The sequence below is a fragment of the Streptomyces sp. NH27 genome, assembly GCF_056859195.1.
In genome coordinates, this window is sequence record NZ_JACEGK010000122.1 from 1 (window position 1) to 16133 (window position 16133).

10 protein-coding genes are annotated in these 16133 nt (G+C 72.8%); 3 read left to right on the forward strand and 7 right to left on the reverse strand.

Going from position 1 to position 16133, the window contains the following annotated elements; translation table 11 throughout:
- On the reverse strand, nucleotides 1-322 hold a 322-nt coding region (locus tag AC13HU_RS12765), incomplete at its 3' end, for a histidine phosphatase family protein (protein ID WP_483041940.1).
- Nucleotides 319-1824, reverse strand: coding sequence for an FGGY-family carbohydrate kinase (locus AC13HU_RS12770; protein WP_483041941.1), 1506 nt, complete (start codon nucleotides 1822-1824; stop codon nucleotides 319-321). The genes AC13HU_RS12770 and AC13HU_RS12765, both read right to left, overlap by 4 nt.
- Nucleotides 1825-2090: 266 nt before the next feature.
- On the opposite strand from AC13HU_RS12770, the gene AC13HU_RS12775 reads away from it, so the two are divergent.
- The 3 genes from AC13HU_RS12775 (at nucleotide 2091) to AC13HU_RS12785 (ending at nucleotide 5575) form a co-directional block, all read left to right on the forward strand.
- Nucleotides 2091-2882 carry a DeoR/GlpR family DNA-binding transcription regulator gene (locus tag AC13HU_RS12775; RefSeq protein ID WP_483041942.1) on the forward strand — a complete coding sequence of 264 codons (792 nt, stop codon included), beginning with the start codon at nucleotides 2091-2093 and terminating at the stop codon, nucleotides 2880-2882.
- Nucleotides 2883-2896: 14 nt separating this feature from the next.
- On the forward strand, nucleotides 2897-3913 hold the full coding sequence (locus tag AC13HU_RS12780) for a 2-hydroxyacid dehydrogenase (RefSeq protein ID WP_483041943.1): 1017 nt from the start codon (nucleotides 2897-2899) through the stop codon (nucleotides 3911-3913).
- 195 nt (nucleotides 3914-4108) lie between these two features.
- Nucleotides 4109-5575 carry an FGGY family carbohydrate kinase gene (locus tag AC13HU_RS12785; RefSeq protein ID WP_483041944.1) on the forward strand — a complete coding sequence of 489 codons (1467 nt, stop codon included), beginning with the start codon at nucleotides 4109-4111 and terminating at the stop codon, nucleotides 5573-5575.
- Nucleotides 5576-5919: 344 nt separating this feature from the next.
- Here AC13HU_RS12785 and AC13HU_RS12790 read toward each other — a convergent pair whose 3' ends face one another.
- From AC13HU_RS12790 to AC13HU_RS12810, 5 genes are read right to left on the reverse strand one after another with little or no spacing between them, the layout of a single operon-like run.
- A complete protein-coding gene (locus tag AC13HU_RS12790) occupies nucleotides 5920-10068 on the reverse strand; it encodes a hypothetical protein (RefSeq protein ID WP_483041945.1) in 4149 nt (1382 codons plus the stop codon).
- 9 nt (nucleotides 10069-10077) lie between these two features.
- On the reverse strand, nucleotides 10078-10965 hold the full coding sequence (locus AC13HU_RS12795; RefSeq protein WP_483041946.1) for a carbohydrate ABC transporter permease: 888 nt from the start codon (nucleotides 10963-10965) through the stop codon (nucleotides 10078-10080).
- A complete protein-coding gene (locus AC13HU_RS12800; RefSeq protein WP_483041947.1) occupies nucleotides 10962-11873 on the reverse strand; it encodes a carbohydrate ABC transporter permease in 912 nt (303 codons plus the stop codon). Before AC13HU_RS12800 ends, AC13HU_RS12795 begins: the two co-directional genes overlap by 4 nt.
- Nucleotides 11870-13177, reverse strand: coding sequence for an extracellular solute-binding protein (locus AC13HU_RS12805; RefSeq protein WP_483041948.1), 1308 nt, complete (start codon nucleotides 13175-13177; stop codon nucleotides 11870-11872). The genes AC13HU_RS12800 and AC13HU_RS12805 overlap by 4 nt, the downstream gene beginning before the upstream one ends.
- Nucleotides 13174-16047 carry an alpha-L-rhamnosidase gene (locus AC13HU_RS12810; RefSeq protein ID WP_483041949.1) on the reverse strand — a complete coding sequence of 958 codons (2874 nt, stop codon included), beginning with the start codon at nucleotides 16045-16047 and terminating at the stop codon, nucleotides 13174-13176. The genes AC13HU_RS12805 and AC13HU_RS12810 overlap by 4 nt, the downstream gene beginning before the upstream one ends.
- Nucleotides 16048-16133: the final 86 nt, after the last annotated feature.

Consider the following 16133-nt stretch of genomic DNA (forward strand, 5'->3'; position numbering starts at 1 on the left):
GGGGGGGGTGGTAGGCCCGGAGCTCGCCCAGGGTGCGGCCCTCGGCGACGCCGAAGTCGACCTCCAGCAGGTCCGGTTCGACGACGGGCACGATCCCGGCAGCCCGCGCCGCGGGTTCGGCGGTGCGCCGGGCCCGGGACAGCGGGGACGTGACGATGGCGTCGAGCCGGGCGCCCGCCGCCCAGACGCCGAGCGCCTCGGCCTGTTCGAGCCCGCGCGGGGTGAGCGCGATGTCGCTGACCCCGGTGTAGCGGTTCTCCTCATGCCAGACGGTCTCACCGTGCCGGGTGAGGAAGAGGGTCGTGGCGGCGGTGGTGGTCAACCGTGCTCCCGTGCGTAGGCGGCCGACTCCGCGGGGAGCCAGCCGCGGCGTTCCCATTCGTCCACGAGCGCCACGAAGGGCTCGTCGAACCGCCGGCTCACCTCGGGCCGCGGCTCAAGTGTCGTACGCACCCGCACCATTGGCCGTAGGGCCGACCACGCCGCCGCACCGGAGCCGCCCGCGGACGCGACACCGTGTGCGGCGAGCACGGCCATCCCGAGGGCCGAGTCGGCCTGTTCGGGAATGGTGGCCGGCCGGCCGAGTACGTCGGCGCGCAGCTGGTTCCAGTACGGGCTGCCGGTGGCGCCGCCGGTGAAGGCGATGGGCCCCTCGATCCGGGCGCCCAACTGCCTTACGTACGAAAGACACAGGCGTTCCACGAACGCGACGCCCTGAAGGAGCGAGGCGTGCAGGTCGCCGTCGTCGGCCGGGGTGCCGAGGGTGAAGGGTTCGGCGTCGGGGGCCAGGAACGGGAAGCGCTCGCCGTGTGACACGAGGGGGTAGGAGAGCACGCTCGCCGGCTCGTACGCGGCGGCGGCGCGGTCCAGTTGTGCCAGGTCGGCTCCGGGGAACGCCCGGGTCAGCGCGCCGGCGCCGACGCTGGAGGCGCCGCCCGGCAGCCAGTTCCCGTCGGCGGAGCGGTGGTTGTAGAGCACGCCGGCCGGGTCCGCGAGCGGGCGCGCCGTGACGCCCTTGATCACGAGGGTGGTGCCCAGGACGGTGTTCCACTGCCCGATGTCCCAGGCGCCCGAGCCGAGTTGGGCCGCGCAGCCGTCCGTCATGCCGGCGACGACCGGGGTGCCCTCGGCGAGCCCGGTCAGGGCGGCCGCCTCGGCGCAGACGGTGCCGAGCACGGTGCCGGGCGCCACCACCGGTGGGAAGTCCAGCCCGGACAGGCCCAGTTGCTCGTGGACGGCGCGGGGCCAGCTGCGGCCGTGCAGGTCGTAGCCGGTCTTGAGGGCGTGGCTGGAGTCGGTCGGCACCGGGCGCCCGACGAGCCGGGTGGTGACGAAGTCCGCCTGGTGGCAGACCCGGGCGCCGCGGAGCGTTGCCGCGTCGCCGTCCTCCTGGCGGACGAGCCAGAGCAGCTTCGCCAGTGCCCAGCTCGGCTGGATCCGGTAGCCGAGGGCGTCCCACACGTCGGCGCCGGTCTCCTGGGCGCAGCGCGCCTCGGCGGCCGCCCGGCTGTCGTCGTACATCAGCGCGGCGGTCACCGGTGTGCCGCGGGAGTCCGTGAGCAGTACGGTGCCGGATGTGCCGCACACCGCAAGGCTCCGTACCCGCGCGGACTCCAGCGGGCGCAGCGTCTCGCGGACCGCCGCGCCGACGCCGTCCCACCAGTCCGACGGGAGCTGTTCGTGACGGTTGCCGTCCCGGGTGCCGGTGAGCGGGGCGGAGCCGCGGCCGAGCACCCGGCCGTCGCCCGTCACGGCGAGGGCACGTACGCCCTGCGTCCCGAGGTCGATGCCCAGCCACAGGTCCTGGTCGGGTGTGTCCGTCACGGGCTCCGGTCCTCTCGTTCGTCGCTCGGTGGTCGCGGGACGCTTTTCACACCGTGACCACAGCCTGGGCGGGTGTCCGCCCGCGGGGTCACGACGGGTCCGTAACTCGGCTCTCACCTGCTGGGAGACCGCTCGACGGGTCGCTCGACGGGTTGACCTGACCGCCGCGCGTAGTGAACACTGCCGAACGCTACATCAGGATTGAATGTTATATCCACAGTGCAGACTGTTATGGTCGGGTCGACGGATCGGAACGGGACCGAGGGATGTCACAGGACAAGAACCGCCGGGGGCCATCGCAGCGCCGTCGCGAGCTGTCGGACCATGTGCTGGCCGAGGGCTCGGTCTCCGCGTCCGATCTGGCCGAGCGGTTCGGGGTGAGCCTGATGACCATCTACCGCGACATCGACGAACTGGAGCGGGAAGGCATCCTGCGCAAGTTCCGCGGTGGCGTCACGGTCCAGCCGTCCGGCGTGTTCGAGAGCAACGTGGCCTTCCGCAAGAAGACGATGCGGGCCGAGAAGGAGGCCGTCGCCGCGAAGGCGGCGACGCTGATCGAACCCGGCATGTCCGTCATGATCGACGACTCCACCACCGCGCTGGAACTGGCCCGGCTGCTGCCCGGCATAGAACCGCTCACCGTGGTCACCAACTTCCTCGAAGCCCTCAACCTGCTCGCCGACGAGCGCGGGCTGCACCTGATGGCGCTCGGCGGCGACTACGACCGGCTGCACGACTCCTTCCTCGGCGTGCCCTGCGTGGAGGCGGTCGAGGCGCTGCGGGTGGACCTGTGCTTCGTCTCCACCTCGTCGGTCTACGGCGACTACGCCTTCCACCAGGAGCAGCGCATCGTCGCGGTCAAGCGGGCGATGCTCAAGGCGGCCAACCGCAGCGTGCTGATGATCGACCACTCCAAGTTGGGGCGCACCGCGCTGCACCGGCTGGCCCCGCTCACCACCTTCGACCTCATCCTGATCGACGACCGCACCCCGCCCGGCGTCCTGCGCTCCCTCGACGAGAGCGGTGTCCCCTACGAGACCGCTCCGACCAGAACATGAAGGAGACCTCGGCCATGAGAATCCTCGCAGCGGGCGACCACTTCGTCGCCCCCGACCTGTTCACCCGGGAGCTGACGGCCGAGATCGGCACCGGTCACTCCATCGAAGAGCTGCGGCTGCCGTGGCCGCTCACCCCCTTCGGCCGGGTCGCCGAGGTCGACGAGGCATCAGGCGACGAGGACACCATGATCACCGCGCTGCGCGGGGTGCAGGTGTGCGTCACCCAGATGGCGCCGGTGACCCGGAAGATCCTCGAAGGCGCCCCCGAGCTGCGGCTGGTGGTCATCGGCAGGGGCGGCCCGGTCAACGTCAATCTCGACGCGGCGCAGGAGCACGGCGTCCAGGTCTGCAACACCCCCGGGCGCAACGCGGCCGCCACCGCCGAGTACACCGTCGGGCTGATGCTCGCGGCGATGCGCCGCATCCCCGAGACGTCCGCCGCGCTCGCCGCCGGGCGCTGGGCCGGCGAGTTCTACACGTACGACAACTGCGGTCCCGGTCTCGACGGTGCGACCGTCGGGCTGATCGGCTGCGGGGCCGTCGGCAGCCGGGTGGCGCGCGCCCTGACCGCGCTCGGCGCGCGGGTACGGCTGTACGACCCGTACGCCGACGAGGAGGTGCTGCGCGCGTCCGGTGAACCCGTCGCCGAACTCGACGAGTTGCTGCGCGGCTCCGACGTGGTGTCGCTGCACGCGCGGCTCACCCCGGAGACCCGCGGGCTGCTCGGCGCCCGCGAACTGGCGTTGCTGCCCGACGGCGCGGTCGTCGTCAACTGCGCGCGGGGCGCGCTGCTGGACGAGGAAGCGCTCTGCGACGCCCTGGAGTCGGGGCGGCTGGCCGCCGCGGGGCTCGACGTGTTCGGCGTGGAGCCCCCGCCGCCGGACTCGCGGCTGCGGACCGCGCCCCGGCTGGTCATGACGCCCCACCTGGCGGGCGCCAACACCTCCGTCGCGCACAACGCCGCACGGATCGCGGCCGCGGAGGTGGGCCGGTTCCTGCGTGGCGAGCCGCTCGCCCACCGCGTCGTCTGAGCTCCCGCCGCCCGAAGCTCCAACCCGAGCAAGCCACTTGAAGTTCTCACCGCCCGAAGTTTGCGCCTCCTGAAGTTTGCGGCGCTTGAAGTCCTCGTCCTGTGCAGGTGTTTCAGCCGAAGGCCCTTCAACCGAAGGCCCTTCAACCGAAGGTGTGTCAACCGAAGGTGTTTCAGCCGAGGGAAGGAACGCACGGTGTTCGTCGGACTGGATATGGGAACCTCCGTCGCCAAGGCGGCGGCCTTCGCCGATGACGGCACGACCCTGCGCGTCGAATCGATGCCGATCTCGCTCGGCGGGCAGGGCGAGCACGTCGAGCAGGACGTCGAGGAGGTGGTGCGCGCCGCCACCGGCGTCATCGCCGCCGTCACCGAAGGACAGGCCCCCGCGCTCGTCGCCATCACCGGCCAGGGCGACGGGCTGTGGCTGGTGGACGCCGAGGGCCGGGCCGTACGCCCCGCGATGTCCTGGATGGACGGCCGGGCCGGCGGGCTGGTCGCCGGCTGGATGGCGGACGGCACCGCCGACCGGCTCTACCGGCGCACCGGCAACGTGCTCTTCCCCGGCTCGCCCGGGCCGCTGCTGGCCTGGCTCGACCGCCAGGAACCGCAGTCCCTCGACGCGGCCACCACCGCCGCCTCCTGCAAGGACGTCATCCATCTGCGGCTGACCGGCGAGCGCGGCACCGACCTGTCCGACGCATCCGTGCCCTTCCTGGACCCGGGTACCCGCACCTACGCCCCTGACGCGCTCGCCGCCCTCGGCCTCGAACACCGCGCCGGTCTGCTGCCGCCCATCGCCGCGACCCTGCCGTACGGCCAGGCGCGCGGGCACAGCGCGGGTCTGCCGGACGGCACACCCGTCACCTGCGGCCCCTACGACCTGCCGGCCTGCGCGACGGGCGCCGGGGTGACCGAGCCGGGCGACGGGCTCCTCATCGTCGGCACGACCCTCGCCTGCCAGGTCGTCGTGGAGCGTGTCGCCCTCGACGACGACCCGGTCGGCTTCCACCTCGCCACGGCCCGGGCGGATCGCCATATGCGGGCGCTGCCGGCGATGACCGGCACCGTCGCGCTCGACTGGGTGCTCGGGCTGACCGGCACGACCCACGACCAGCTCTCCGAACTGCTCGACGCCACCCCGCGCGGTGCCCGCGGCGTCGCCGCGCTGCCCTACCTGTCGCCGTCGGGCGAACGCGTGCCCTTCGTCGATCCCACCGCGCGCGCCGAGTTCACCGGGCTCGACCTGCGGGCCACCCGCGCCGACCTGGTCCGTGCCATGTGCGAGGCCATCGCCTTCGCCGCCCGCCACTGCCTCGAAGCGGCTGGTCTGACCGGCCAGTTGGCCGTCTGCGGCGGCGGCGCCCGCAACCCCGCGTGGCTACGGCTGTTCGCCGACGTACTGGGCCGCCCGCTGCGCGTCGCACGGGGACCCGAACCGGGCGCGCGCGGCGCGGTGTTGGCGGGGATCGCCGCCCACGGGGACACCCTCGGAAGGCAGTTGGACATCGCGGAGTGGACGGCCCCCGAGGCGGTGGTCGACCCGGACCCGGCAGGCGTCGCCCACTACGAACAGGCGTACGCCGACTACCTGTTCCGCGTCGGGAGCGCCCGTGACCGCTGGCGCGGCCCGGCAGACGCCAGGGGAGCCGGCCGCCTCTGAACGCCCGTCCCGGTCGTACGGCCCCGCCCGGGCGCGGTCGGGCGGGGCTGTCGGGCGGTGCCCTTGCCGGTGGGGGCGGCGCGCGAGCGGATGGGGCCCGCCCTGGGAGCAGAGGCGACCCGGGCCGGCTCTTCCTGGTCGCGTCGGGTGACGACGCTGCCGCGCGGATACGCGCCCTCCACGGCACCGCAGGCGCGGGTGTGGACGGCACCCGCACCCGTCATCCGGCTCGCGGCTTGCCCGGATCGCGAGGCGCCCTCACAGCGCGAGCGGCCGGTAGGCCGGCGCCCGGTCGGACGTAGCCACTCGGGCGGCCCTTCCAGCGCGGCTGTCACGCCGGCGACTCACCTGATCGGCCCGGCACCCTCCCGAGGCCCGGTGAGGAGTCGGACCGGGCCCAGCAGGCCCGAGACGCGTTGGCCGGGGAAGACGAAGTGGGTGGGGCTTGTTGCGTCGAGCCGGGGGGCGAGGGTGCCGAACACCGTGATCTCGAGGGTGTTGGCGCCCGGTGGCGTCAGTCCGGTTAGGTCGAAGACGTAGGGGGAGCAGATCCGTACCCCGGCGGTGACGCCGTTGACCGACACCTCTGCGGTGCCGCGCACCCGGCCGAGGTCGAGGGAGATCCGGCCGGCCGCGGCGTCGGGCGGCAGCTGGACGACCCGGCGGTAGCGGACGCCGCCGCTGTACTCGGCGAGGCCGTGGGACTCCCAGTCGCCGGTTCTGATCCGGCCGGGGCCGACCTCGCAGCGCACCGGTCCGGCCAGGGCGGCGCCGCCTTCGTGGCCGGGGTCCGGTGTCAGCCGCAGCGCGGCGGAGCGTACGCCCGAGGGGGTCCCGCCGGCTGCCGGGTAGACGGTCAGGGTGTGCGGCCCGGCGGTGCCCGCAGTGCTGCCGCACTCCTCGCCGTCCACGAACGCCGTGGCGCCGCCGTGCACCTCCACCGTCAACCGGGTTGCGCCGGGGGGAAGTTCGAACCACATCCACTCCACCGGCGGCCGGGCGCCCGGCACGGCGAATCCGACGGGTGCCACGGTGCCGTCGTCGGCGTCCGGGTCCAGCCAGGCGGCGCCGGGCAGCGGGTGCGGCCGGCGGCGCAGGTACAGGGCCGCCGGGTCGCCCGCCGGCGCGCGGCGGACCACCGACGGGAGCCGTTCGCCGTCGCGTTCCGCCCACCAGGTGGCATCGCTGTGCGCGGTGGCGACGAGGGCCGAGCGGTCGTCGTGGCAGACCGCGTCCACCAGGACGGCGAGGTCGTCCCCGCCCGCGCTCTCCACCGCGATCTCGTTGTCGCCCGCCCGCAGGGCCGCTGCCACGTCATGGCGCCGCACGCGCGGCACGGCGTGCTCGGCGTACGGGTCGAAACCGCCCTGTCGGCCCACCACTTGACCGTTGACCCGCAGCACGCACCGGCCACGAGCGGCGACCTGCACCACGGCGCGCGCGGGCGGTCGGGACAGCGACAACGTCGTACCGACCCGTACGGCGCCCGAGCCCGCGCCGCCCGCGCCCTCACCCGAGCCCTCACCCGCCTTGACGGGCACGGCAGTTGCGGCGATCCACTCGGGGCGCCGGTAGCGTTCCGCGTCGCGGACGAGTGCCACATGCGCGCGCAGATCGATGTCCTGATCAGGCGTCAGATCGAGTTCCAGAAGCAGCCGGCCGGCGTGCAACCGCACCTGGCCGAGGGCGAGATGGCCGCCGTCCGCCAGCTCGACCGGCCGCCCGTCCAGCCGGACCGACTTCGCGGCGGCGGCGCCGATCGCCAGATGGCCCTCGAAGGCGTCGGCCAGCAGCAGTTCCACGGCCACCCGCCTGGTCGCCCCCGCCGGCGTCGGGCCGACATGGATGAACTCCTCGGGCACATGGCCCTTGGGGCCCAGCACCGCGCGGTGCACCGGGTCCTTGTGGATACCGCGGGAGTCCGACCACTCCAGGGTCCTGACGGTCTCCCCGTCCGCCCCGCGCAGCACGGCGTGCGGCCCGAACGTGGCGTGCGCGGACGGCTCGGCCGGAGCCGCGGTGCTTCCCGGCGCCGCCCACCCGTCGCGTAGGCCGTCCTCGCCGGGACCCTCCACCCGGTGGCGGAACGTGCGCAGTTCGGTGCGGGCCGGGCCGCCTGAGCCGCCCGGGCCACCCGGCCCGGCGGCCGGGCGGTCGAAGTCGCCCCAGGTGTTGTCGGCGGTCGGCACGAGACGCATGTCCCAGTCCGCGTCCTCGGGGATCGTGAGCGAGCCGCCGGCCCGCGCGGCCACCACCTCCGGCAGCCGCGGCCGTTCGCGACCGGCGGGCAGCACCAGCACCGCGGCGGGACCGGCGTCGAAGGGCACCTCGACCTCGCAGTACCCCGGCTCGCCGGGGACGGCCGCGACCGGAAGGGTGCGGGGCGCACCGCCGAACGGGTCGAGCAGCACCGCGGGTCCCGCCACGTCACGGACCCTGACCCGCGCGGTGCGCGCGTAGCGGCCCGGGTCGAAGTCGTAGCGCGCGTCGAGCCAGCCCAAAGCGGCACCCCGTTCGTCGGGCGCGGCGACGGCCGCCCGGGTCGCGCGCGGGGCGGCGGCCGTCAGGAAGACCACGGTGGCGTCGGCCACTTGGCGGGCGAGCGCGGGGACCGTCGCCTCGACGACCGGGCGGAAACCGGCCAGTACATCGGACAGTTGGTCCGTGGCGGGCACGAACACGGCCCGGCCGTCGGCGAAGCACGCCCGCAGCGCGTCGAGCGCGGCATCGGCGCCGGCGCCGACGACTTCCTCGGGCATGGCGCCGAGCGCGACCAGCCGTCCGCCGGCCGACGCGAACTCCACCAGCCGCCACGCGGTGTCCGCTTCGAGCACGGTGCACGCGGGCAGCAGGACCGTCGCGTACCGCTCCTCGGCGACGCACAGCCGGGTCCCGTCCGGCCCGCCGCCGCGCACCGTCGCCCGCGCGAGGGAGGCGTCGTCGATCACGTCGGCGTCGCGGCCGAGCCGGTCGAGCACCCCCGGCCTGGTGCGGAACCAGGTCATGTCGCCGACGAGTTCGAGATACGTCTCCTGCGCGCGCGCCGCGGCGGACGAGACGCCGTCCAGCGCGGTGCCGGCCTGCGCGGTCGTGGTGGGCAACAGCACCGCGAGGTCGCACAGGTGGTGGCCGAGGCTCAGGATCGCGCAGAGCCGGGTCACCGCGTCGGCGAAGACCCGGTGGTGGCGCCAGTAGGGCTGGCGCCAGTCGGTGCCCGGCGGCGCCCACTCCCACCAACCGCCCTTGGTCGTGTAGTACACCGCGTGCGGGTTGTAGAGGGTCGCGCCGGCGCGCAGCCACGGCAGCAGCCAGTCGAACGTCTCCTCCAGCGTGCCGCCCCACCCGGTGGAGTGGAACGCCTCGATCCAGGTGCGCCGGCCCCCGTACAGGTGCGCCAGCGAGGAGTGGATACGGGCGTCGCCGTGGTGGTCGGAGCCCGGCGCGGAGAACCAGCGGTGCGTCCTGGCGTAGTCGGCGTACAACTCGACGCCGCCGACCGGGTGTCCGGCGCGGGCGGGGTCCTGCTGGTCGCAGCCGACGAGCAGCCCGTGCCGCTCGTGCCAGCCGGCGAGCGGCCGGAAGAACGCCTCCTCGGCCAGTTCGGCGCGGGTCAGCTGGTAGTCGTGCCGGATCCGTCCGGCGTCCGGGCGCGCGCCGTCCTCGTACAGCGCGTCCAGGCGCGGTACGAGGTCGTAGCCGCGCAGCCGCCGGAAGCCCGCGGCGAACCCGGTCGACCAGGTGGGCAGGGACGGCAGTTCGTCCTGGAACGAGCCGGCGACCACGGTTCCGAGCCGGTCGCCCAGATGCCGTTCGAAGGCGCCGTGCACCCGGTCGAGAAGCGTGGCGCACGCCTCGGTGCCGAGGTAGTCGAAACCGAGCGCCACATGGTGATGGAGCGTCAGCCGCCAGCGGCCGGGTCCCGGCGGTCGCACCGTACGCCCGTCGAGGGTGAGCGGCAGGGCGGGGCCGGTCACCTCGCCTGCCTCGTCCAGCGGTTCGGCGTGGCCACCGACCGGTTGCGCCTGTGCCGGGCAGCTCAGCTCGCCGTCACCGTCGACGACCGCGCGCACCCGCGCCAGCGCGCGCCCTGCGTACTGCGGCTGTTCGTCGACGAGACGCGCTTGCATGTCGGCCCCGGAGAAGCCCAACTGGTCGTAGAACCAGAGGAATACGCCCAGCTCGGCCGCGTCCTGGCACACGCCGTCGAGCAGCGTCCACCAGGCGTCGGTCATGAACGCCGGGTCGTCGGCGTCGGACCCGAACAGCGGCCCCGAAGGTGCCAGGTTGAGGATGACGAGGTTGAACACCCCGCCCTCGGCGAACCGTTCGAGCTGCGCGCGCAGCCGGGCCCGGTCCAGGCGCTCCCCGCTCCACCACCAGATCGCGGTGGGCGAGAAGGCCCTCGGGTGCTCGGCGAGGACCGCGGCGATGCCCGCCGGGAGGGCCGCCAGGAGATCCGCCGGGGGTTCTGCCGAGAGGGAGTTGTCTGTCATGCCGCACCGTCAGCCCTTGAGGCCACCTGCGAACCCCTTGATCACGTAGCGCTGGAGGAACAGGAAGATGACGAGGATCGGCAGCGCGGCGAGCACCAGACCGGCGAAGACCAGGCCGTAGTCGGAGACGTACTGCCCCACGAACGAGAAGATCGCCACCGGCACGGTCTCCTTGCCGGAACCGCCGAGGTACAGCAGCGGGGTGAAGAAGTCGTTCCAGATGAAGACCGCGTTCAGGATGATCACGGTGCCGGTGATCGGCCGCAGCAGCGGGAAGACGATCCGGGTGAACGCCTGCCGGTGGTCGCAGCCGTCGATCAGCGCGGCCTGCGCGTAGTCCCGCGGCAGCGCCCGGATGAACCCGGTGTACAGGAAGACGGTGAACGGCATCTGGATGCCGGTGTAGAACAGGATCATGCCCTGGTAGGTGCCGAGCCAGCCGAGGTCGTCGACCAGCTTGTACAGCGGGATCATGCCGAGCTGGAACGGGAGGATGATCCCGAGCAGGAACAGGACGTACAGCCCGTAACCGAGGCCGCTCGCGCACCGCGCGAGGTAGTACGCGCCGGTCGATCCGACGACGATGAGCAGCAGCAGGCTGACGGCGGTGATGATCGCGCTGTTCACCAGGGCGGAGCCGAGCGACGCCGACGACCAGGCGTTGCCGAAGTTGTCGAAGGTGGGCGAAGTCGGCGGCGACAGCGGGGAGTCGGCGATCTGCGTCGGGCTCTTCAGGGACAGCGTGATCAGGGCGTACACCGGGAACAGGAAGACGACGGCGGCCGCGATCATCACCAGTTCCAGGAGGTAACGCCCGTACCCGGGACGCCGTTTGCGGCGCGCCGCGACGGGGCGTTCGGCACCGGTGCTGACCCCGCCGGCCGTGACGGTACTCACGCGGTGACCTCCCGGGCGCGCAGATAACGGAGTTGGATCAGGGAGACCGCGGCCACGAACAGCGCGAGGACCAGCGCCACGGCCGTGCTGTAGCCGAACTTCCCGTACACGAACGCTTCCTTGTAGAGCACCGTCGACAGCGTCTCGCTGGATGTGCCGGGGCCGCCGTTGGTCGCGGCGTACACCTGGTCGAAGAGCTTCAGGCCGCCGATGGTCGACAGCATCAGGTTGATGGTCAGTGCGGGCGCCAGCAGCGGCCAGGTGACGTAGCGGAACCGCTGCCAGCTGCCGGCGCCGTCGATCCGCGCCGCCTCCAGGAGTTCGGCGGGCACGTCCTGCAACCCGGCCAGGAAGATCACCATCGAGTAGCCGGCGTACTGCCACACCACCATCGCCGCCACGGACCACAGCGTGATCGACGGGTTGCCCAGCCAGTCCTGGCGCAGAGCGCCGAGCCCGACCGCGCCGAGGACGCCGTTGAGCCCCGCGCCGTTGTCGGGGTTGTAGACGTACTTCCACAAGAACGCCACCATCACCGGGCTGACCACGGCGGGCGCGAAGAAGATCACCCGCAGCAGCGTCCTGGACCTGATGTTGGCGTTCACACCGAGCGCCAGCAGCAGCCCGATCAGGTTCTGCACGACGACGATGGCGACGGTGAGCAGCAGCGTGTTGGTGATGGACTGCAGGGCGCGGTCGTCGCCCAGCAGGGTATGGAAGTTGGCGAGGCCGACGAACGAGAACGACCCGATGCCGGACCAGTCGGTGAACGCGTAGACCACACCCGCGATGCTCGGGTAGAGCACCACGAGCGCGTACACGACCAGCGCGGGCAGCACGAATATCCACGGCGGCACGGTGGGGTCGCGGCGACCGGGCCGGGGCAGTGCGATGCGAGGTGCTTTCACGACTTCTTCCCGTACACCTTGTCCATCTGTTCCAGCGCGCCGTTGACGTCGGTCTTGCCGGCGAGCAGGTCCTGTACGGCGGCGAAGTGGGCCGGCTGCACCTCGGCGTTGGGCCAGCGCTGGTCCATGAACGGCACGGCGTGGTTGGCGTCGATGATGGGCAGGAACTCCGACAGCACCGGGTCGATCTTGGTGCTGGAGTCGCGCGAGAAGGGGATGGCGGAGACATCCGCCGCCCAGGCGTTGATGTTCTCCTGCTTGCCGAGGAACTCGATGAACGCCTTGGCCTTGGCCGCGTTCTTCGCCCGCGCCGACACCCCGAGTCCCACCATGATGCCCGCCGGGATCCACAGGTTCGCCGCGTCGTCCCCACCGGGGAAGGGGAACATGCCCAGATCGTCGGGGGACTTCGCGGCCTGCCGGAACTCGGCCAGCACCGCGGAGACCTGGACGGCCATGGCCGCCTTGCCCGTGGCGACCATCGAGGTCTGCTGCTCGTAAGTGGTGCCGTCGGGGTGGTCGTTGAAGTAGCCGCGCTTCTGCAGGTCCAGGTACTTGCCCATCGCGTCGGCCCAGCCCGAACCGACGAACTTCGCCCGCCCCGCGGCCATTTGGTCGTCGAAGGTGGGGTCCTTGGCGTAGACCGCGTTGGGGACCAGCGCGTAGGTGATCAGCTGGGTGACCCATGGCGTCTGCGCGCCGAGCGCGATCGGCACGACACCCTTGGACTTCAACGTGGCGCAGACGTCGAGCAGTTCGGACCAGGTCTTAGGCGGCGTCACCCCGGCGTCGGCGAACACCTTCTTGTTGTAGATGGCGCCGATGACGCTGCTGCCGGCCGAGTAGAGATAGGTCTTGCCGTCCTTGCGGTACGCGGCGTCGAAGCTCTTCGGGATGGTCCTGGTCCACGCCTGGTCGTCGAGGTCGGCCAGCAGACCGGCCTTGGCCAGCTCGACCATGGACATCGCGCTGCCGCTGCCCGGGTAGAGCACGTGCACGTCGGGGGCGTTGCCGCCGGCGAGTTGGGTGCGGACCACCGTCTGCACCTGGTCGGTGGGCGCGAAGGACGTGCTGAACGAGACGCCGGTGTGGCCCTTGCGGTAGGCGGCGATCAGGTCCGTGATCGGCTGTTGCTCGTCGGCGACACCGACCACCCGCACCTTGCCGCTTGAGCCACCCGAACCCGAACCCGCCGTGAGGACCGACGGGCGCGCGGCCGCGGCCGCGACCCCACCGCCGACGCGGAGCAGTCCTCGGCGGCTCACCGTGCCCCGGCCGGGCAGACTGCGGGAACCCGTGCTCATGGTGTGTCCTCCTCCTGGGGACCGGCGGGCGGTCGCGCCGCCGGAGAGAATGCCGCGGTGAAGTGGGAGGCACCCGAGGCCACCTGGTAGTGGGCGTGGCCGGGGCCGGTGTCGATCAACGTGGTGTGGGCGCCGTCCTCGGGCGCCGCGGCGAGTTCGCGGACCGAGCGCGGATCGGTGGTGGGTACGAAGACGTCGGCGGTGGCGCCGGGCGGCACCTGCACGCGCAGGGTCAGGCGCTCGCCCTCGCGCCGCCAGCCGGCCGCGACGGTGCCGCGCGCCGACTCGTAGCGGGCGCTCGCGTGGCCGAGCGCGCCGGGCCGGGGCCGGATGCGCAGCCGCTGGTAGGCGACGGAGTCCGCGCTCTGGTCCACACCGGCGACGCCGCGGTGGAGCCATTCGCCGATGGAGCCGAGTGCGTAGTGGTTGAAGGAGTTCATCGCCGGCGCCCGGAAGCCGCCCTCGGGCGTCCAGCCGTCCCAGCGCTCCCAGATGGTGGTGGCGCCGTGCCGCAGCGGGAAGAGCCACGACGGCACTTCCGTGCGGCGCAACAACGCATGGGCCAGATCGGCGCGCCCGTACGCGTCGAGTACGGGTGCGGCGAGCGCCACCCCGACGAAGCCGGTCTGCAGGGCGGGCCCGGCCGCCTCGACGAGTTCGGCGAGCCGGCGGGCCGCGCCGTCCGCCAGGTGTTCGGGCAGCAGGCCGAAGGCGAGCGCGACCAGGTAACCGGTCTGGGTGTCGCCCGCCAACCGCACCTGTTCTTCGGTGCTTTCGGTGCTTTCGCTGTCCTCGGCGTTCCCGGCGTTCCCGGTGCCTTCGGCGGCCTCGGTGGTGACGAAGCGCGCCACGAACGCGGACCTGATGGTGGCCGCCAGCCGGTGGTGTTCCGTCGCCACGTCGTGGTGTCCCAGCGCCTCCGCGGCCAGCGCGGTGAGCCGGGCGCTGTGCGCGAAGTACGCGGTGGCGATGACCTCGCGCGGAGTGGGGACGCCGGGGGCGAGCCAGTCCGAGAAGTGCGGGCCCACCCGGTGCCGCCAGATCAGATCGGGGTTGTGCCGGTGGATCAGGGCGACCCACGCGCGCATCCCGTCCAGCGCGCGGGAGAGGAACCGCGGGTCGCCGTAGGTCCGGTACAGGTGCCACGGCACGATCACCCCCGCGTCGGCCCAGCCCGGGGCCCCTTCGTCGGCGACGCCGGCCAGGCGCGGTGCGACGTTGGTGAAGCCGCCGTCGGGCGTCCGCGCGTCGTCGACATCGCGCAGCCACTTGGTGAAGAAGGCCGCCACATCCGCGTTGAGCGCTGCCGTGGGGAGGAAGACCTGCGCGTCGGCCAGCCAGCCGAGCCGTTCGTCGCGCTGCGGGCAATCGGTGGGCACGCTCACGAAGTTGGAGCGCTGGCCCCATTCGACGCAGGAGTGCAGCCGGCGGATGTCGGGGTCCGAGCAGTCGAAGGAACCCGCCCAGGGGGTGTCGCTGTGCAGGGCGACGGCCACCACGGCGTCGGCGCTCAGCTCCGGTATGCCGCTGATCTCCGCGTAGCGGAAGCCGTGGTAGGTGAACCGCGGTTCGAACTCGATGTGCCCGCGCCCGTCGCCGATCAGTACGTCCGTCGCCGCGGCCGTCCGCAGATTGGCCGTGTACAGGCGCTGCTTGCCGTCCAGCACCTCGCCGTGCCGGATGACCACCCGGGCGCCGGGGGCGAGGGCCTCGACGCCGAGCCGTATCCGCCCGGCGAGGTTCTGGCCGAAGTCGACGATGTGCGTGCCGGGGGAGACGCGGGTGACGGACACCGGCGGTATCTCGGCCATCGCCCGGACGGGTTCGTCGACGGACGCCACCAGCAGCCGGTGTTCGGCGTCCACGACCAAGGCCGGCGCCCAGTCGCCGGCGTCGAAGCCGGGCAACTCCCAGCCGTCCAGGGCCCGTCGCAGGTCGTGGCACTCGCCCATCAGCAGATCGGCGGACCGGATCGCCCCGGTGTGCGTGACCCAGGTGCCGTCGGTGACGACCGTGCGGACGCTGCCGTCGGCGTGGGTGAGATGCAGTTCGGCGAGGAGTTGCGGGAACGTGCCGTAGTGCGCGCCCGCCCGGCGCGGCTCGAAGCCGACGAAGCCGCTCCACCAGCCGTCGGCGATCGTCGCCGCCAGGACGTTCTCGCCGCTGTCGACCAACTCCGTGACGTCGTACGTCTGGTACTGCACGCGGCGGGTGTAGTCGGTCCAGCCCGGGGCGAGTTCGGCGTCGCCGACGCGGGTGCCGTTGAGGCGTATCTCGTACAGGCCGCGCGCGCTGACGTACAGCCTGGCGCGGACGAGGGGGGCGCCGGGCGAGCCGGGCGCGCCGGAGAAGGTGCGGCGCAGCAGCGGGCACGGGGCCAGGCCGTGGGCGTCCAGGGCGAGTTCGCCCTCGGTCGGTGCGTCCATCACCTCGATCGGGTTCGGGTCGTGGGTGATCCAGGAGGCGTGCCACTCCGGTGCGCCGGGCCGGCTCCGGTCCGCCGGCTGCGACGGCACCGTCATCCCGGTCTCGAACCAGGAGACGGCATCTGCGGGAGCCGCCTCCGCCGCCAGCGCGGACCACACCTCGACCCGCCAGTGGTAGCGGGTCCTTGCGCGCAGCGCGGGTCCCGCGTAGCCCGCGCCGATCGCGGAGGTGTCCTCGACCCGGCCGCTGTCCCACCGCGGTCGACCGCCCTCCGCCAGGTCCTCCGCCCGCTCGGCGACACGGACCCGGTACGCAACGGGCGCGTCTCCACGCAGGTCGGACGCCAGCCGCCACGACAGCAGCGGGGCGGGGTCGTCGATTCCGAGCGGGGTGGTGCGGTGGTCGCACCGCAGGGCGTACGGCCGCAGTGCGGGCACAGGCACGTCCTCCTTTCACACCATCTACGGCGTGAAGATGATCATCCGTGAATGTGAAAACTAACGTCGATTCTGTGGCGTGGAGACTATGA

Bases quoted from the DNA above. Each gene is read 5' to 3' on its own strand.
- AC13HU_RS12775 (WP_483041942.1), top strand. From the start codon at position 2,091: ATGTCACAGGACAAGAACCGCCGGGGGCCATCGCAGCGCCGTCGCGAG.
- AC13HU_RS12780 (WP_483041943.1), top strand. From the start codon at position 2,897: ATGAGAATCCTCGCAGCGGGCGACCACTTCGTCGCCCCCGACCTGTTC.
- AC13HU_RS12790 (WP_483041945.1), bottom strand. From the start codon at position 10,068: ATGACAGACAACTCCCTCTCGGCAGAACCCCCGGCGGATCTCCTGGCG.
- AC13HU_RS12805 (WP_483041948.1), bottom strand. From the start codon at position 13,177: ATGAGCACGGGTTCCCGCAGTCTGCCCGGCCGGGGCACGGTGAGCCGC.